14 protein-coding genes are annotated in these 18975 nt (G+C 61.1%); 6 read left to right on the top strand and 8 right to left on the bottom strand.

What is annotated here, in order from left to right:
- Positions 1-13 precede the first annotated feature (13 nt).
- On the bottom strand, positions 14-907 hold the full coding sequence (locus AC13QY_RS17770; protein WP_113351408.1) for a LysR family transcriptional regulator: 894 nt from the start codon (positions 905-907) through the stop codon (positions 14-16).
- Between the two features lie 131 nt (positions 908-1038).
- Here AC13QY_RS17770 and AC13QY_RS17775 point away from each other — a divergent pair, with 131 nt between their 5' ends.
- From AC13QY_RS17775 to AC13QY_RS17790, 4 genes are all read left to right on the top strand, one after another.
- The gene (locus AC13QY_RS17775; RefSeq protein WP_113351409.1) at positions 1039-2034 is read left to right on the top strand and encodes an aldo/keto reductase; all 996 of its coding nucleotides are present in this window, start codon (positions 1039-1041) and stop codon (positions 2032-2034) included.
- Positions 2035-2289: 255 nt separating this feature from the next.
- Positions 2290-7812, top strand: a complete 5523-nt coding sequence (locus tag AC13QY_RS17780; protein ID WP_488493752.1) for an alpha-2-macroglobulin family protein — start codon at positions 2290-2292, stop codon at positions 7810-7812.
- Positions 7813-7821: 9 nt separating this feature from the next.
- Positions 7822-9909, top strand: a complete 2088-nt coding sequence (pbpC, locus tag AC13QY_RS17785) for a penicillin-binding protein 1C (RefSeq protein ID WP_488493753.1) — start codon at positions 7822-7824, stop codon at positions 9907-9909.
- A gap of 93 nt (positions 9910-10002) precedes the next feature.
- A complete protein-coding gene (locus tag AC13QY_RS17790) occupies positions 10003-10362 on the top strand; it encodes a nuclear transport factor 2 family protein (RefSeq protein ID WP_113329872.1) in 360 nt (119 codons plus the stop codon).
- A 279-nt stretch (positions 10363-10641) separates the two neighbouring features.
- On the opposite strand, the gene pheT is transcribed toward AC13QY_RS17790, so the two are convergent.
- The 6 genes from pheT to infC all read right to left on the bottom strand — a co-directional run bounded on the left by pheT (position 10642) and on the right by infC (position 16679).
- Positions 10642-13065: a phenylalanine--tRNA ligase subunit beta gene (pheT, locus tag AC13QY_RS17795; protein ID WP_269245533.1), complete on the bottom strand. Its 2424-nt coding sequence runs from the start codon at positions 13063-13065 to the stop codon at positions 10642-10644.
- A 16-nt stretch (positions 13066-13081) separates the two neighbouring features.
- Positions 13082-14164, bottom strand: a complete 1083-nt coding sequence (gene pheS / locus AC13QY_RS17800; protein ID WP_112722780.1) for a phenylalanine--tRNA ligase subunit alpha — start codon at positions 14162-14164, stop codon at positions 13082-13084.
- Positions 14165-14200: 36 nt separating this feature from the next.
- On the bottom strand, positions 14201-15037 hold the full coding sequence (locus AC13QY_RS17805) for a serine/threonine protein phosphatase (RefSeq protein ID WP_488493754.1): 837 nt from the start codon (positions 15035-15037) through the stop codon (positions 14201-14203).
- A gap of 138 nt (positions 15038-15175) precedes the next feature.
- Entirely contained in the window at positions 15176-15580 is a 405-nt protein-coding gene (rplT, locus tag AC13QY_RS17810; RefSeq protein WP_069611027.1) for a 50S ribosomal protein L20, read from the bottom strand.
- A 37-nt stretch (positions 15581-15617) separates the two neighbouring features.
- Entirely contained in the window at positions 15618-15821 is a 204-nt protein-coding gene (gene rpmI, locus AC13QY_RS17815; RefSeq protein ID WP_069611026.1) for a 50S ribosomal protein L35, read from the bottom strand.
- A gap of 321 nt (positions 15822-16142) precedes the next feature.
- On the bottom strand, positions 16143-16679 hold the full coding sequence (gene infC / locus AC13QY_RS17820; RefSeq protein WP_173002511.1) for a translation initiation factor IF-3: 537 nt from the start codon (positions 16677-16679) through the stop codon (positions 16143-16145).
- Between the two features lie 278 nt (positions 16680-16957).
- On the opposite strand from infC, the gene AC13QY_RS17825 reads away from it, so the two are divergent.
- Together AC13QY_RS17825 and AC13QY_RS17830 are read left to right on the top strand one after the other, a co-directional pair.
- On the top strand, positions 16958-17770 hold the full coding sequence (locus AC13QY_RS17825; RefSeq protein WP_113351414.1) for an alpha/beta hydrolase: 813 nt from the start codon (positions 16958-16960) through the stop codon (positions 17768-17770).
- 235 nt (positions 17771-18005) lie between these two features.
- Complete coding sequence (locus AC13QY_RS17830; protein ID WP_113329868.1) at positions 18006-18605, top strand: transglutaminase-like cysteine peptidase; 600 nt, start codon at positions 18006-18008, stop codon at positions 18603-18605.
- 123 nt (positions 18606-18728) lie between these two features.
- On the opposite strand, the gene AC13QY_RS17835 is transcribed toward AC13QY_RS17830, so the two are convergent.
- The gene (locus AC13QY_RS17835; RefSeq protein WP_069611022.1) at positions 18729-18917 is read right to left on the bottom strand and encodes a hypothetical protein; all 189 of its coding nucleotides are present in this window, start codon (positions 18915-18917) and stop codon (positions 18729-18731) included.
- Positions 18918-18975: the final 58 nt, after the last annotated feature.

Here is an 18975-nt window from a genome sequence, read left to right on the forward strand (position 1 = left end):
ATCCCCGGTATGGCTATGGCCCGCTATATCTGAAGAAATCGATGAAAGCTCTGAGGGCCGGGCGCATCTGGCGGCGGCTCGGATAATAGATGCAGAAGCCCGGATAGGGCGGACACCAGTCCTCAAGCACGCGGATGAGCTTGCCCTCGGCCAATTCTTGCTGCACGCGAATGTCGAAAAGATAGGCGAGGCCGGCGCCATTGAGGGCGGCCAAAACGCCGAGCCGATCCTCGATCACGATCAGGGGGCCATCGACGGCAACGACCAGTTCGCGGCCGTCTTTCTCGAATTCCCAGCGATAGATCGAGCCATCGGTAAATCGCCGCTTGATGCAGCGGTGGTGGACGAGATCGCGTGGATGCAGCGGCTTCGGATGCTTCTCGAAATAGGCAGGCGACCCGGCGATGACCGTGCGTATGTCAGGCGAGACCTTCACCGCGATCATATCGCCTTCGATACTCTCCGCCAGCCGGATGCCGGCATCGTAGCCTTCCTTGACGATATTGCTGAAGCCATCCTCGTTGGCGATCTCGAGCGTGATATCGGGATAGGTGTTGAGGAAATCGCCAAGCCGAGGTGCCATCAGGAGGTCAGAGGCAAAACGCGGCGCGGTGATGCGCAACGTCCCCGCCGGGCGGCCTCGGGTCGCAAGCGCATCCTCCAGCGCGATATCGATTTCCTCCAGGGCCGGCCCCAGCCGTTGCAATAGCGCCTGCCCCTCCTCGGTCGGAAGCACGCTGCGTGTGGTGCGGGCAAGCAGCCGCACGCCGAGGCTTTCCTCAAGGCTGGAGACGGCGTGGCTGACCGCCGATGGCGCAATCGACAATTCCTTGCCGGCGGCACGGAAGCTGCGATGGGCGGCGACGGCGGCAAAAACCGCAAGCTGAGAGAGTTGTGTTCTGTTCATTGATCTAAATTATAGAACAACCTGTAAGAATTTGCATGGATTTTCATTCATTGTCCGGAACCCTAACTTGAACTCGTAGGCAGCGGACACGAGCCCCTGTCGCTCCCATACGTCTCAAGAAGGAATACATCATGAAAACCCGCAGGCTAGGTAAGGATCTCACCGTTTCCGCCGTTGGACTGGGCTGCATGGGCATGAGCTTTGCCTATGGCGCCACTGACGAGACCGAATCCGTCAAGACGCTCCATCGCGCCGTCGATCTCGGCGTCACCTTTTTCGACACCGCCGAGGTCTACGGCCCCTTCACCAATGAAGAGCTGCTCGGCCGCACGCTGAAGTCTGTGCGTGACCGCGTTGTCATCGCCACCAAATTCGGTTTCAAGCTCGATCTCACGAAAAGTGGCCCGGCGGCGATGATCGGCGTCGACAGCCGGCCCGAGCATGTCAAGGAAGTCGCCGAAGCTTCCCTTAAGCGACTTGGCACGGATGTCATCGACCTCTTCTACCAGCATCGCGTCGACCCGAACGTGCCGATCGAAGATACGGTCGGCGCCATGGCGGAGCTTGTGAAAGAGGGCAAGGTGCGCACACTCGGCCTATCCGAAGCCGGCTCTGCCACCATCCGCCGCGCCCATGCCGTACATCCGATCGCTGCAGTGCAGAGCGAATATTCGCTCTGGAGCCGCGATCCCGAGGAAGACGTGCTCGCCACCTGCCGCGAACTTGGCATCGGCTTCGTGCCCTACAGCCCGCTTGGCCGCGGCTTCCTGACCGGAGCGATCCACAAGACGGAGGATCTCGCCGACGACGATTTCCGCCGCTCGCTGCCACGCTTCCAGAGCGAGAATTTCGATGCCAACGCGGCCTTGGTGGCAAGGCTTCAAGCTCTTGCCGAAGAAAAGAATGTCACGGCGGCACAACTGGCGCTCGCATGGGTGCTGCATCAGGGCGACGACATCGTGCCGATCCCCGGCGCACGCAAACTGCACCATCTCGAGCAGAACGCCGCCGCTGCCGATATCGCGCTGTCGCCGCAGGAGTTGAAGGAACTTGGTGGCATCATCTCGCCCGAAACGGTCGCCGGCAAACGATACACCGATGCCTCCCTGGCGATGACGAATATATGACAAACGGGCTGCTCCTTCTGCCCACACAAAGACATCGGCCGCAAAGGTCGGTGTCTTTTTGGGACCGAAAAGAAAAGTGAAGCATCGCAGAGAAGATGGCCGAACATGCGAATCGCCTGAATTGCAGGCTTTTTCAAATTCCTAGATTGATCGTCATGGACGCGAAGCTCGTTCGAAAGCTCCACGCTCGGTTGACAAACGGGTGCGAAATTTGAAGATTGCCGCCATCAAAAACGGGCAGCGTGGGGAGGACTTATGTCTAGGCGCGCGTTTATCGGCTTCTCTGCTTTTCTTCTCGCCACTTTCGCATCTCTGACCCCTTCGGTCGCCGCTGACGTCAAGCGCCAGGTGGTCACCACGAAGGATGGCGACTACTTCGGCTTCGATCTGCGCACAGAGCAGAATGTGACGCTGGATCAGTGCTCCGCCTCCTGCATCGGCGACAAGTCCTGCAAGGCCTTCACCTACAATCCCAAGGTGAAGTGGTGCTTCATGAAGTCGGACTTCAATCAGCTCAACAGTTTCCCCGGCGCGATCGCCGGCAAGATCGTCGAGACGGCCGCCACCAGCGAGCCGGATATCGGCGCTGCCCCTGCCCTTTCCTTCCTTTCCGACAATTTCGTCCAGAGCGCGCGCGATGCAAAGAACACGCTGACGCTCGGCAACGAGCTGAAGGGCCAGGGCGTCGAAAGCCTGATCGCGCTCGGCCGCATCGAACTGACTTCGGGCAATGTCAACGATGCCCTAAACGCCTTCCAGGGCGCGCTTTCAATCAATCCCGACAATGGTGATCTGTGGATCGAGATGGCGCGCGCCGCCAATACGATCACGAACGACACGTCCGTCGCCACGCGGGCCGCCTATGCCGCGCTCAACGGCTACCAACTGACCCGCACGACGAGCAGCCGCGCCGATGCGCTGGCTGTGCTCGCCGAAGCGCTAAAGAACGCGCAGAACTATCGCCCCGCGCTCAGCGCCTACAAGGCAAGCCTCAATCTCGTCAGCTCCGCCGCCGTCCAGGCAGCCTATAACGATCTTCTGGCTCGCCAGGGCTTCCGCGTGACCGGCAATACGCTCGACAACGACAATGCCTCGCCCCGCGCCTGCGTGCAGTTCTCCGAAAAGCTGGTGAAGAGCGGCGTCGACTACACGCCCTTCGTCACCCTCAACGACGCCACGCCGAAGGGTGTCGACGCCAAGGACAATCAGATCTGCGTCGAAGGTCTGGAATTCGGCCAGCACTACCGCATTTCGCTGCGCGCCGGCCTGCCCTCCTCGGTGGATGAAAACCTCGCCTCGCAGGTCAATGTCGATATCTACGTCAAGGATCGCACGGCTTCGCTGCGCTTCACCGGCGACAATTTCGTCCTGCCTTCGACCGCGCGGCGCGGCATCCCGATCGTTTCGGTCAACGCCGCTACGGCCAATCTCAAGCTCTACCGCATCGGCGACCGCAATATCGCGCAGCTTCTGAACAACTCGCAGTTCCTGACGCAGGTGGACAGCTACAGCGCCCAGACCATACAGGACACCAATGGCGAACTGGTCTGGCAGGGCTCCATCGAGATCAAGCAGGAACTCAACAAGGAAGTCGCAACCAGCTTCCCTGTGGACGAGGCACTGCCGAAGCGCAAGCCCGGCGTCTATGTGCTGACGGCGGTTGCGCCCGAGAGCGGCGGTCATGAATGGGACCCGCAGGCGACGCAGTGGTTCGTCGTTTCCGACATCGGCGTCACCACCTATGCCGGCACCGACGGGCTCAACGTTTTCGCCCGCTCGCTCGGCAGCGCCAAGCCGCTGGCCGGCATCCAGCTGCAGCTGCTCGCCAAGAACAATGAAATCCTCGGCACGGCGAAGACCGACGACAACGGACGCGCCGTCTTCAGCGCCGGCCTGATGCGCGGTACTGCTGGCATGACGCCGGCCGTGATTACCGCCCAAAACGGCGATCAGGATTATGTCTTCCTCGACATGACGCGCGCCGGCTTCGATCTTTCCGATCGCGGCGTCGCCGGTCGAACCGCGCCTGGTGCGATCGACCTTTTGACCTGGACGGAACGCGGCATCTACCGTGCCGGCGAGACGGTGCATGCCTCCGCCCTTGCCCGCGACGTCAGCTCGACGGCGGTCGAAAACCTGCCGCTCACCTTCGTCTTCCTCCGCCCGGATGGCGTCGAGGATCGCCGCATCGTCACCGATGGCGGCAAGCTGGGCGGCTATAATGTCGATCTTCCGCTGCAGCAGACCTCGATGCGCGGCACCTGGACGATGAATATCTATACCGACCCGAAGGGTTCCTCTATCGGCTCACAGACCTTCCTCGTCGACGATTTCGTGCCGGATCGCATCGAATTCGACATGAAGAGCGACGCCAAGGAGATCGAAGTCGGCCAGCCGACGCCCGTCAATGTCGATGGCCGCTATCTCTATGGCGCACCGGCCGCCGGCCTCAATCTGGAAGGCGAAGTGACGCTGAAGCCGACGCGCCAGAGCGACGCCTACAAAGGCTATCAGTTCGGCCTCGCCGACGAAGGTGCCGGCAAGGCAAACGCCAACAATGACGACGAAGACAGCGGCAGCGGCGACAGCAAGGCCGAGAGCACGCAGGTTCCCCTTGAAGACCTGCAGGCGTTGGATGAAAACGGCAAGACCACCTTCAACGTCACGATCAACGATACGCCTTCGACCACGCAGCTCCTGAACGCCAATATTACGGTGCGCATGCAGGAAGCCGGCGGCCGCGCCGTCGAGCGTTCGCTGACGCTGCCCGTCAAGGCGGACGGTCCGCGCATCGGCATCAAGCCGGAATTCGACGGCGATCTCGGGGAAAACTCCGTCGGCAACTTCCATGTCATCGTTGTCGACGCCAATGGCCAGAAACAGGCCATGCAGGGCCTGACCTGGAAGCTGCTCAGCGTCGAGCGCAATTATCAATGGTACCGCGACGGCAGCAGCTGGAAGTTCGAGCCGATCATGTCCACCAAGCAGGTGGCAGTCGGCACGGTCAATGCTACGACGGACGGCGCGGCCATTTCCATGCCCGTTACCTGGGGCCGCTACCGGCTCGAAGTCTCCACCGCCGACGCGAACGGCCCGGAATCGAGCGTGGAATTCAATGCCGGCTGGTATGTGGCCTCCACCTCGACGGAAACGCCTGACGCGCTTGAGATCGCGCTCGACAAGGAAAGCTACCATGTCGGCGATACGGCGAAGCTGAAGGTCACGTCGCGCTATGCCGGTCAGCTGATGGTGACGGCCGGTTCGGAAACGCTGATCTCGGTCACCAATGCCGATATCGGCGCCAAGGGCGGCGAAGTGGATGTTCCGGTGACGGCGGACTGGGGTGCCGGCACCTATCTGACGGCTACGTTGTTCCGTCCCGGCGATGCCCAGGAGAGCCGCATGCCGATGCGCGCCATCGGCATCAAATGGGCTCCCGTCGACCCCGGCGAGCGCAAGCTGCAGATCAAGATCGACGCGCCGCAGAAGACACTTCCGCGTCAGCCGCTTAATATCGGCCTGCAGGTATCAGGCGCAGGCGCCAATGAGGACGCCTATGTCACGATCGCCGCCGTCGATGTCGGCATCCTCAATCTCACGCGTTATCAGCCGCCGGCACCGGATGACTGGTATTACGGCCAGCGTCAGCTCGGGCTCGAAATCCGCGACATCTACGGTCGCCTCATCGATGGCTCGCTCGGCGCCACCGGCAAGCTACGCACCGGCGGCGACGGCGGACAGGCGGCTTTACAAGCAAGCCCGCCGAAGGAAAAGCTGATCGCGTTCTTCTCCGGTCCCATCAAGCTTGATGCGAATGGGAAGGCCAATGTCAGCTTCGACATTCCGCAGTTCAACGGAACGGCGCGGCTGATGGCGGTTGCCTGGTCGAAGGCCGGCGTCGGTCACGCGACGCAGGACGTCATCATCCGCGATCCTGTCGTCGTCACCGCCAGCCTGCCGAAGTTCCTGGCGCCCGGAGACAAGGCCAACCTGCGTCTCGACGTCGCCAACACCGATTCGCCGGCCGGCGAATACACGCTCGCGGTAACAGGCAATAGCGCCGTGACGGTGGATGCAAACGCTACCCAACAGAAGATCAACCTCGAAACCGGCGGCAAATACGCCATTACGCTGCCACTCACCGGCGGACAGCCGGGCGACGGCACGGTTTCGATCAAGCTGTCGAATGCTTCGGGCATGTCGCTCGATCAATCGGTCGATATCCCGGTTCGTCCGTCGCAGCTGCCGGTCACCGAACGGCGCGCCATCGCGCTTGCCCCCGGCAAGAGCCTGACCGTCAATGCCGACCTTCTCGCCGACAGCGTGCTGCCCGGCGCCTCTGTCAGCGTGAATGTCAGCCGCTCCAGCGCCTTCGACGTGCCGGCGCTGTTGATGAGCCTCAGCCGCTATCCCTATGGCTGCGCGGAACAGACGGCGAGCAGCGCCATGCCGTTGCTCTACTTCAGCGACATGGCCATCAAGAATGGCCTTGCCGATGACGCCGAGATCCAGAAGCGCGTGCAGGATTCGATCTATCGCGAACTGTCCTACCAGTCTTCGACCGGCAGCTTCGGGCTCTGGGGACCGGGCTCGGGCGATCTCTGGCTTGATGCCTACGTCATGGACTTCCTGACCCGCGCCCGCGAGCAGAAGTACAACGTGCCGGACCAGGCGATGGTGCAGGGCCTCGAAAACCTCCAGAATGCGTTGAGCGCCAACACCAACGTCAAGGACAACGGAAACGAAATCGCCTATGCGCTCTATGTGCTCGCGCGCAACAAGAAGGCCTCGATCAGCGATCTGCGTTACTATGCGGACACGATGCTGAACGACTTCCCGACGCCGCTCTCCAAGGCGCATCTGGCTGCGGCTCTCGCGCTCTATGGGGATGCTCAGCGCTCTCGCAACATCTTCGTGGACTCGCTGCAGATGTCGCAGAAGGCGGCAGTCACAAAGGTCAGCTTCGTCCGCTCGGATTACGGCTCGTCGCTGCGCGACGGTGCGGCCGTGCTGGCGTTGGCTGCCGAAAGCCGCCCGGTGCCGCCGATCATTCCGGAACTCGCCAGCGTCGTCGCCAAGGATTGGCAGAGCCGGAAATATACCAGCACCCAGGAACAGACCTGGATGCTGCTCGCCGCCCGCGCCCTGCAGAACGGCGATGACGGCCTGACACTCGACGTCAACGGCGCCGCCCATAGCGGCACCTACATGGCACAGATGTCGGGCGATGCTCTGATGGGCCATCCGCTGACCGTGACCAACACGACGCGCCAGCCGCTGTCGGCTGCCGTAACCACGGTCGCGGCTCCGGTCGCGCAGCTGCCGGCCGGCGGCAACGGCTTCAAGATCGAGCGCAAGTACTATACGCTCGACGGCGAAGAGGCGAATGTCAGCCAGGCACAGCAGAACGAACGCTATGTCGTCGTATTGCACGTGACCGAGGACAATGACTGGCCAAAGCGCATCCTCGTGACCGATCTCCTGCCGGCAGGCTTCGAGATCGATAATCCGAGCATCGTTAACAGCGCCCAGTTGTCGAACTTCGACTGGCTTAGCGAAGTTCAGCCGGCCCATGTCGAATTCCGCAACGACCGCTTTGTCGCCGCCTTCGACCAGGGTTCGGGCGCGGACCGTGACATGACCTTCGCCTATGTCGTGCGCGCCGTAACCCCGGGCGTCTACGATCATCCGGCCGCAAGCGTCGAGGACATGTATCGTCCGCAGTTTTCGGCCCGCACGGCGATGGGCCGCATGGAGGTGCTGGGCGCCCAGCAATAAGAAGCAGACATGAAGGCGCGTTGGAAGATTGCGATCGGCTTTGGAGCCACTGCCGCAACAGTGGTGGCTCTGGTCTTTGGTCTGAGAGCCGCGGACGGAGCCTATCCGCCGCCGCTGGACAATGCCCGCGTGGTCTCGGCCGAGGTGCTCGACGCCAATGGCGATCTCCTGCGCGCCTTTGCCACGCCCGAGGGGCGCTGGCGGCTGAAGACCGGCGTTACCGATGTCGATCCGCAATTTCTGCGCATGCTGGTCGCCTATGAGGACCGGCGTTTCTACGACCACCATGGCGTCGACCCGATGGCGATCGGCCGCGCCTTCCTGCAGCTCGTCACGCATGGCCGCATCGTTTCGGGTGGATCGACGCTTTCGATGCAGGTGGCGCGCCTGATCGAACCGCGCAGCGAACGCTCGATGACGGCGAAGCTTCTGCAGATCGTTCGCGCCATCCAGATCGAGCGCCGGCTGACCAAAGAGCAGATCCTCGACCTCTATCTGACGCATGCGCCCTATGGCGGCAATCTCGAGGGGGTTCGGGCAGCGAGCCTTGCCTATTTCGGCAAGGAGCCGCGACACCTGACGGTCGCACAGGCAGGCTTGCTTGTGGCGCTGCCGCAACTGCCGGAAAAGCGCCGGCCGGACCGCAATCTCGCGGCAGCCCAAGCTGCCCGCCATCGCGTGCTCGAGCGCGCGGCGGTGGCAGCTGTCATCGGCGAAGGCGAAGCGGAGCGCGCTTCGCTTTCACCCATTCCGGCTCAGCGCCGGCAGCTGCCGGCCTATGCCGCGCATGTCGCCGAATTGGCGCTTCGCAAGCAGCCCGGCATTATCAAGCACAAGACGACGCTGCGGCGCGACGTGCAGCAGGGCCTCGAAGCCGTTGCGGATGCGGCGGCAAAGCGGCTCGGGCCGAAGGTGTCGGTCGCGATGATCATGGCCGATGCCAAGACCGGCGAGATCATCGGCGAGGTCGGCTCGGCCAATTATTTCGATTCCTCGCGCGCCGGCTGGGTCGATATGACCCGCGTCCTGCGCTCGCCCGGCTCTACCCTGAAACCTTTCATCTATGGCCTTGCCTTCGAGCAGGGTTATGTGGCGCAGGAAACGATCATCGAGGATCGCCCCGCCGATTTTTACGGCTATCGTCCCCGCAATTTCGACATGAGCTATCAGGGGGACGTCAGCGTGCGCCAGGCGCTGCAGCTGTCGCTCAATGTGCCGGCCGTGCGGCTGCTCGATGCCGTAGGTCCCACGCGGCTGCTGGTGCGCTTTCGCCGCGCCGAGGTGAAGCCGAAGCTGCCACCGAACGAAGCGCCCGGGCTTGCCATCGGCCTTGGCGGCGTCGGTGTGACACTGAAGGACCTCGTGCAGCTCTATGCCGGGCTTGCCAATCGCGGCAAGGCGATGCGGATCGGCGACGGCGTTCAGGACGAGCCGGGACCGATCGAGGGTGAGCCGCTGATGGAGCCGATCGCGGTCTGGAACATCACCGATATTCTCTCCGACATCATCGCGCCGCGCGGCAGCAAGCAGCTCGGCATCGCCTACAAGACCGGCACCAGCTACGGCAACCGCGATGCCTGGTCGATCGGCTATGACGGCGCGCATGTACTCGGCGTCTGGGTCGGCCGTCCGGACAATGGCGCCGTGCCGGGGCTGGCGGGCTATGTTTCCGCCGCTCCCATCCTGTTCGAAGCCTTTGCCAAATCCGGCGTTGCCATAACCCTCTTCCCTGCCGCTCCCATGGGCGCCGTGCGCATCGCGCCGACCGAACTGCCGATCAGTCAGCGGCGCTTTTCCGTGACTGCCGCCGGGCTGCTGGCGGCCTCCAGCCGCGAACCCGCCCCACAGATCGTCTATCCGCCGGAAGGCGCGCGCGTCGATCTCGGCGCCAGCAGCGGCAACGACCAGATCATGCCGCTGGCGCTGAAGCTGCAGGGTGGCAGGGCGCCGTTCCGCTGGCTCGCCAACGGCAAGCCGCTACCCGACATGTCGCGCCGCCGCACCAACCAATGGACGCCCGATGGCGCCGGCTATTCGACGCTGACGGTCATCGATGCGGCAGGGCGCGCAGCAAGCGTGCGGGTTTTTGTCGAATAATATAAGTCAAATCATTGCGCTCACGACCTCGCATTTTTGTCAGCTGCCGGCGTCTATGATATCTTAGGCATAACTCAAACGAGGAATGACGAGATGTCGGAAGAGCAGGCAATCCGTGCGGTCGTTCATCTCTATGTCGATGGCATGGCATTCGCGAATGAGCCGGCACTGCGCAAGGCCTTCCATCCGCGAGCAGCGATCATCGGCAATTACCAGGGCGCGGTGGAATGGATGACGCGGGATGAATTTATCGCGGCGATCGTCGAGGAAGGCAGCGCGCCGCCCGGCACCATACCGCTGATGGAGATCGAGTTGATCGACATCGAAGGCGATGCGGCAACCGTCAAGGTCGTCGACGAATTCGCCGGGATGCGGTTTTCGGACTATCTGTCATTGGTGAAGATCGATGGGCGGTGGAGTGTGGTGAACAAGGTTTATCATCTGCATCGGTAGATGATGCGGCCCGAGGCACGCCTTTTATGCCGAGCGTCTGATACCCCCCTCTGTCGCTGTCGCGACATCTCTCCCACAAGGGGGGAGATTGTTGGGAGTATGCCTCTCTTTATCCGTAAAACAATAAGCTGCAGTTTCTACGGACTCGATATTTCCTTGAGGGACTCGAGCGCCACGAGTTACCAATCTCCCCCCTTGTGGGGGAGATGTCCCGACAGGGACAGAGGGGGGTGTTGCACTATCAGCAAACGCAAGAGCTACTGATAGTGATAAGCCGCTCTACCCTCTCAGCACCCCACCCGTCGACTTCGTGACGTTTGCCACGATCTTCTGGGTCAGCGCCTCGAAATCCTCATCGGTCAGCGTACGCTCTGCCGGCTGGATCTGCACCTCGATGGCGATGGACTTCTTGCCCTCGCCAAGCGATGCGCCCTCGAAAATGTCAAAGACGTTTACACCGGTGACCAGTTTGCGGTCGGCGCCGGCCGCAGCGCGGATGATCGCGCCGGCTTCCACCGACTTGTCGACCACGAAGGCGAAGTCACGCTTGACGGCCTGGAAGGGGGAAAGCTCCAGCGCCGGCTTCGTGCGGGTCGCCTTCTTCTTTGGTTCGGGCATGGCATCGATATAGACTTCGAAGCCGGCGAGAGCACCCGACACGTCGAGCGCTTCCAGCGTCTTCGGATGGAATTCGCCGAAATAGCCGAGCACGACCTTCGGCCCCATCTTGATGGTGCCGGAGCGGCCGGGGTGATACCAGGCCGGCCCGCCCTGCTCGATCTGGATATTGCCCATCGGCAGGCCGCAGGCCTCGATGACGGCCAAAGCGTCGGCCTTGGCGTCGAAGACATCGACCGGCTTGCCGCCGCCCTTGGTGGCGTTCGACCACATACGGCCGGCGCCGACAAGCGTTGCCGTGCCGCGGCGGATGCCGCCGGCAACACGACGCTGGCCCTCGGGCCTATCGTTCTCATAGGTGCCAGAGACTTCGAAGATCGCGACGTCGCCATAGCCTTTGTCGGCATTGCGCTGCGCGGCCGAAAGCAAACCCGGTAGCAGCGAGGGACGCATGTCGGACATATCAGCGGCGATCGGGTTCGCAAGCTTCAGCGCGTTGGAGCCGCCGCCGAAGAGCTTGGCCTGATCTTCCGAGATGAAAGACCAGGTGACCGCTTCCAGCATGCCGCGCGCAGCGAGCGCCCGCTTGGCGGTGCGCGTGCGGATCTGCAGCGTCGTCAGGATCTTGCCGTTCACGGCGGTGTGGCTCGCCAACGGCTGCGGCTTGATATTGTCGACGCCATGGATGCGCATGATCTCTTCGACGAGGTCAGCCTTACCATCGACATCCGGACGCCAGGAGGGAACGGCGACCGAGATGCGCTCGCCGGAACCGGAGACCGAGAAGCCGAGCTTGGTCAGGATGGACTTGCTCTCATCGGCCGAGACTTCGAGGCCGGTCAGGCGCTTGACTTCCGACAGCGGGAAATCGACGACCTTTGCCTCATAGCCCTTGTAACCCTCGACGCGGGCCTTGGCGGCCGTGCCACCACAGCAGGCAAGCACCAGTTCCGTCGTGCGCTCAAGGCCGGGCACCATATATTCCGGATCGACACCGCGCTCGAAACGATAGCGCGCATCGGTGATGATGCCGAGGCTGCGGCCGCTCTTGGCGATGTTCATCGGGTCCCAGAGCGCCGATTCGATCAGCACGTCCGTGGTGTTCTCGTCACAGCCGGAATGCTCGCCGCCCATGATGCCGCCGATCGATTCGACGCCGTTGTCATCGGCGATGACGACGTTACTGGGGTTGAGCTTGTATTCGCGCTCATCGAGCGCCAGCACGGTTTCGCCGTCCCTGGCGCGGCGCACGACCAGATTGCCCTTGACCTTGGCGGCGTCGAAGACATGCATCGGCCGGCCCTGATCGAAGGTCATGTAGTTGGTGATATCGACCAGCGCGCTGATCGGACGGAGACCGATGGCGAGCAGGCGCTGCTGCATCCACTTCGGGCTCGGACCGTTCTTGACGCCGCGCACGAGGCGCAGCGAAAAGCCGGGGCACAGGCGCGCATCATCCAGCTCGATCTTCAGCTCGGTCGGCGTTTCGCCCTGGACAGGAAAGGTTGGCGTGAGGCGAGGCTTCAGGGTGCCAAGGCCGGAGGCGGCAAGATCGCGGGCGATGCCATAGACACCGGTACAATCCGGACGGTTCGGCGTCAGGTTGATCTCGATGACCGGATCGTCAAGACCGGCATAGGCGGCAAAGCTCGTGCCAACAGGCGCATCTTCCGGAAGGTCGATAATGCCGTCATGGCTGTCCGAAATTTCCAGCTCCTTTTCCGAGCACATCATGCCGCGGCTTTCGACACCGCGGATGTTGCCAATGGCGAGCGTCACATCGATACCAGGAACATAGGTGCCGGGGGCAGCGAAGGCACCGACGAGGCCGGCGCGCGCATTCGGTGCGCCGCAGACGACCTGAACGGGCGCACCGCTGCCGGTATCGACCATCAGCACCTTCAGGCGATCGGCCTGGGGATGCTTTTCTGCCGAGAGAACCTTGGCGATGACGAAGGGCTTGAACGCCGCCTTGTCGTCGACCTCTTCCACTTCCAGCCCGATCATCGTCAGGCGGGCGCAGATCTCGTCGAGCGTGGCGTCGGTTTCCAGATGCTCTTTCAGCCAGGAGAGTGTGAATTTCATGTGCTTTATCCCTTCCTTACGCGCTCAGGCCGCCGAACAGCGTCGGCATGTCGAGCGGGCGGAAGCCATAGTGGTTCATCCAGCGGACATCGGCGTTGAAGAAGTCGCGCAGGTCGGGCATGCCGTATTTCAGCATGGCAATACGATCGAGGCCCATGCCCCAGGCAAAGCCCTGATATTCGTCCGGATCGAGACCGCCATAGCGCAGTACGTTCGGATGCACCATGCCGCAGCCGAGGATTTCCATCCAATCGGTGCCTTCGCCGAACTTGACGATCGGGCCGGAGCGGTCGCACTGGATATCCACTTCGAAGGACGGCTCCGTGAAGGGGAAGAAGGACGGGCGGAAGCGCATCGTCACATTGTCGACCTCGAAGAAGGTCTTGCAGAACTCTTCGAGCACCCAGCGGATGTTGGCGACGTTCGCCGTCTTGTCGATGACGAGGCCTTCGACCTGATGGAACATCGGTGAATGCGTGGCGTCCGAATCCTGGCGGTAGGTTTTTCCCGGGATGATGATGCGGATTGGCGGCTTCTGCGCTTCCATGGTGCGCACCTGCACCGGCGAGGTGTGCGTGCGCAGCACCTTGCGCTCACCCTTTTCATCCGGCTGGAAGAAGAAGGTGTCGTGCATTTCGCGGGCCGGATGTCCTTCCGGGAAGTTCAGCGCCGTGAAGTTATAATAATCGGTCTCGACATCGGGACCTTCGGCGATCGAGAAGCCCATGTCGCCGAAGATGGCGGTGATTTCGTCGACGATCTGGCTGATCGGGTGAATGCGGCCGCGTTCGGCCGGCGAGGAGCGAACCGGCAGGCTGACATCGACGGTCTCCGCCTTCAGCTTCGCCTCGATCGCCGCATCGCGCAACTCGCCCTTGCGGGCGTTAATGGCATCGGTGACGGAATTCTTGAGAGCATTGATGGCCGCGCCGCGTGTCTGCCGTTCTTCCGGCGACATCGAGCCCAGCGTCTTCAGCAGTTCAGAAACCGAGCCCTTCTTGCCGAGCGCAGCAACCCTGACCGCCTCGATCGCCTGCTCGTCGTTCGCCGCGGCCACCTCGGCCATGAGTTGGGTTTCAAGTGTTACGAGTTCCGTCATCTGGTCCTGCCTTGCGGACCAGGGGCCATCGGGCTCTCAGTCCACGGAATAAGTGGTGAACGCATGCATCAGAAAGCTTGTCGCAACGATGAAGCGCTGGAGATCACTACCCATGTGCACGCGGCCAATCAACCGGGCAAAGAACAAAAAACCGCCTAGAAAGCGAATCATGCGCTGAAGCTCGGCGCGCGCAGCCGCTGGTGCCTGCTCCGACCAGGCTTCATAGGCTCTGTTCTGCGTCGCAAGCCCGAGGCGAGCGCCGGTTGCGATCTGCAGGAAGAGCAGCCAAATATCACGGGCCTGCGCCACTGCAAGCGACATGACTGTCTGCGGGTCCTCCTCGAAATCCATGAAGCCAAGCCGATCGCCGGCGAAGAACATGTCGCGCGGATAGGGCCTGCCATGACAAAGCCCCTTGGCATGCAGCCGGCCGAGCTCGGCAGCGCAAGCGACCATGAGTTCATCGTGAGCAGCGGGATCGCTCTCCTTCAGCTGCGCAAGGCGGCGCTGAACCGTGATCCCGGCGTCCGCAAGAACAAGCGCGCCATTCGAAGCGTAGAGAACCTCCGGAACGGCTACACCCCGCTGCCTGAACAAGCCGATGCGCTGCATTTCCCGCTCGGCCATCTGCCGCGCAGACAGATAGGCGCAGGGGCGCAGGAAGGCGAGCGGGACAATGCGTGAAAAGACCCTCTGCAGATGACGCCAGGTAGAGGGTTTCTTCGTGCCGTATCGCTTGATCCAGACCTGACAGGCAGAAAGGGCAACTCGCTCGACACGGCTGGAACCGTTCACCAGCACCGTCAGCAAGGCCTCTATGTCCTTACCGTTCAGATTGGGTATGAAGTTCAGTTCCGCAGTCTTGCCATTCAACAATTTCACCCATTCCCGATACCGGGAATCCTCAAGGTGACTATCGCAAATTGATTGTATTGCAAAAAATACAAAACCCGCGCTAGTTACACAAGCGCGGGTTTCATAAATATGACAAAAACTGTCTAGTAGACGCTCTTAGCCAACGGCGGCTTCGAACTCGTTCTTCGTGCCAGCGTCCTTGAGGTACTCAAGTGCCTTCTTGGAGGCAGCGACGAGGGCGCCGAAAGCTTCCGGCTCATGGATTGCCATGTCGGAGAGAACCTTGCGGTCGACTTCGATGCCAGCCTTGTTCAGACCGTCGATAAAGCGGCCGTAGGTCAGGCCGAATTCGCGGACGGCAGCGTTGATGCGCTGGATCCAGAGGGCGCGGAAGTTGCGCTTGTTGACCTTGCGGTCGCGGTAAGCGTACTGCTTGGAACGGTCGACGGCGGCCTTGGCGGTACGGATGGTGTTCTTGCGGCGGCCGTAGAAGCCCTTGGCTGCCTTCAGAACCTTCTTGTGCTTGGCGTGGGCGGTAACGCCTCTTTTTACGCGTGCCATTTCATGATCTCCTTAGTCTATAGCGTTACGAATAGTCTTAGAGACCGTTCGGCAAGTAGTTCTTGACAACCTTACGGCCATCCGGTTCTGCGAGAACCATGGTGCCGCGGGCATCGCGAATGAACTTGTTGCTACGCTTGATCATGCCGTGGCGCTTGCCAGCAGCGGCTGCCTTGACCTTGCCGGATGCGGTGATCTTGAACCGCTTCTTGGCAGAGGACTTCGTCTTCATCTTGGGCATTTTGCTACTCCTTCGATGCTTCCTGGCGCGCTTTGCTTAAAGCCCTTCCCACAGATCCGGACTGGCCGGGCTGCAACAAGGTGCCGGAGCGTTTGTTGTTGAACGGCGGATACGGTGACGAACCGCTCCACCAGCATTCTGAACTGCCACGGCATGCCCTGCCGGTCAGTTCGGACGCGCGCTTATAACCGCACTTGCCCCGAAGTGCAACGGTGCGAATGCGGGAATCTTTGCAGATCGATGACAGGCATCGACCCCTGCCGCAGAAAAGGAAAAAGCCGTCCAAGGGACGGCTCCGGCCTCTCTACTCCGACTTGCGCCTCACTTCGGCGCAAGCACCATCATCATCTGGCGGCCTTCGAGCTTGGGCTCGGCCTCTACCTTGGCAATCTCGATCGTATCTTCCTTGACCTGCTGAAGCAGCTTCATGCCAAGTTCCTGATGGGCCATTTCGCGGCCGCGGAACTTCAAGGTCACCTTCACCTTGTCGCCTTCTTCAAAGAAACGACCGATCGCCTTCATCTTCACCTCATAGTCATGGGTGTCGATGTTGGGACGCATCTTAATTTCTTTGACTTCGACGATCTTCTGCTTCTTGCGCGCCTCGGCGGCCTTCTTCTGGTTGGCGTATTTCAGCTTGCCCAGATCGAGGATCTTGCACACAGGCGGTTCAGCATTGGGGGAAATCTCTACCAGATCGAGACCGGCCTCCTCTGCCATTCTCAATGCCTGGTCGGTCGGGACGATGCCCATATTCTGGCCGTCAGCCGTAATGAGCTGAACTTTGGGAATGCGAATTTCCCTGTTGGAACGCGGCCCGTCCTTTACGGGCGCGTCGGCTTTAAAAGGTCTGCGAATGGTCGTATTCTCCACGAATTGTTTCGGATAGCTGCAGCCTCTCGCTCCCCGTCGGCGCAACTGACGGAAATGTCGTAAAAGCTGTGTTGAAGTCAATAGCATGACAGCAGGAAAAAAGCACCTCCCGCGTGTCAATGGAGTGTCCTGGAAGCGCGAGATGCGCGAAGGACACAGTATCCTTCTCCCTTTATATAGAAACTACAGCGAAAAGATCGAGGATTTTTCAGGTCACGCGGACGCGAATCTGTTCTATAGGGCAGAAAATCCGGGAGTTTTCCATGTCCGAGACCGCCACATCCATCCAACAGACCTTCCTTCCCGTTGGCACGGGCGAGAGCGAGCGCCAGATCGCCATCATCGAGCGCACCGCCGGCAAGGGTGCCAGGAATGTCAGCTTCGTCTGGTTGTCCGGCTATCGATCCGACATGAGCGGCACCAAGGCCGTGGAGCTGGATGCGCTGGCGGAGCGGCTTGGTGTCGGCTGTATTCGCTTCGACTATTCCGGCCACGGGCAGTCCGGCGGCAAGTTCACCAACGGCACGATTTCGCGCTGGCTGGAAGAGGCACTTGCCGTCATCGATCATACCAAACCGAAGAAGATCATTCTCGTCGGCTCGTCGATGGGCGGCTGGATCGCGCTCAGGGTCATCCAGGAACTGCGCAAACGCAAAAAGACAGCCGCCATCGCCGGCCTCGTGCTTATCGCGCCTGCTCCCGATTTCACCATCGATCTCATCGAGCCGAACCTTTCCGATGTCGAGCGGCGCTCGCTGGCGGAACGCGGCTATTTCGAGGAGCCTTCGGAATACAGCCCCGAGCCGAACATCTTCACGCGCGCCCTCATCGAGGACGGCCGCGCCAATCGCGTGCTGACCGGCATCATCGAGACTCGCTGCCCGGTACATATATTGCAGGGTATGCAGGATGCAGACGTGCCTTTCTCGCATTCGTTAAAGCTGGTCGAGCATCTGCCGGCGGACGATGTCGTGTTAACGCTTGTGCGCGACGGCGATCATCGCCTGTCGCGGCCGCAGGACATCGAGCGCATGCTCGCTGTGGCCGAGACGTTGGCGCTACATAAAGCGCCATAAAAACAAATAGATATCTGCAAAATTCTCAGCGCGCTGGCCCCTTTTCCGGCGGCCTCGGGGGCGCGCTTGCGTAATCGCAGGCAGCAGGAAATTATGGCAACTATCTCCTTGATTGTGCCGAAATTAACCATAGGAGCCGGTTCCGGTGTTAACACTTAAGTAACGATTGACTTCGCGCACCCCCCTACATTAACAATTTGTTAACAAATGCAGGGACGATACAAGGATAGTGGGCGTGCGTATTAAGGGCTTGTTGATTGCCTTCGCTGCTATAGTTGCGATGTCGTCGGCGGCGATGCCGGCACCTCAGCAGGGTGTTTCGATGACCGTCGGCAACGTGACCTCCCAGCCGATCGGACACTACGACTTCTGTCAGAGACATACCGACGAATGCGGTCCGACCCGTAATGTCGGTCCCGTCGACATGAACGCGGCCGCCTGGGCTCTTGTCAACCAGATCAACCTGCGCGTCAACAAGACGATCCGCCCGGCGACCGACATGGAAGTCTACGGCCAGGAGGAATATTGGGAATATCCGAAGACCGCTGGCGACTGCGAGGATTTTGCCCTGCTGAAGCGCAAGCTCCTCATCCAGAGCGGCATTTCCGCCTCCAACCTGTTGATGACGGTCGTTCGCAAGCCTGATGGCGAAGGACATGCGGTGCTGACGCTGCGCACCAAGCAGGGCGATTTTATCCTCGACAACCTTGAGGACGAGATCAAGGTCTGGACCAAAACTCCCTATTCCTATCTGAAGCGTCAGGCGAGCTTCAATGCCGGCCGCTGGGTCACCATCGAGAACGGCAACGACGTCCTGGTTGGCGCCGTCAAGTAAGCGCGAGCTAATTTCTCGTTACACAAGAAGGCCGGCCCATCGGACCGGCCTTTCGCTTTTTCGTCTTGTAATAAGACCCGTCCTCACTCCTGTGTGCGGACGAATTTGCTACCAGCACGAGCGTCAAGAGTTCTTATGGCTCTGCTGGCCGGCCTTGACGTGCTGCTCGTGGGTGCCGCCGCGTGAGCTGGCAGAGTGCTGCTCACGGGAGCCGGTGGACGAAGCATTCCTGGTGTTGTCATTGTCCATGCGCTTGTGGCTTTGCTGGCCAGCCTTCACATGCTGCTCGTGGGTTCCACCTTGGTTTGCCATTGGATCATCTCCTTTGGTTTGCAGACGAGGCCAAGAGCGGCCTCGTGTTGCTAACCGG

This window comes from Martinezella sp. CNPSo 3795 (assembly GCF_057784475.1).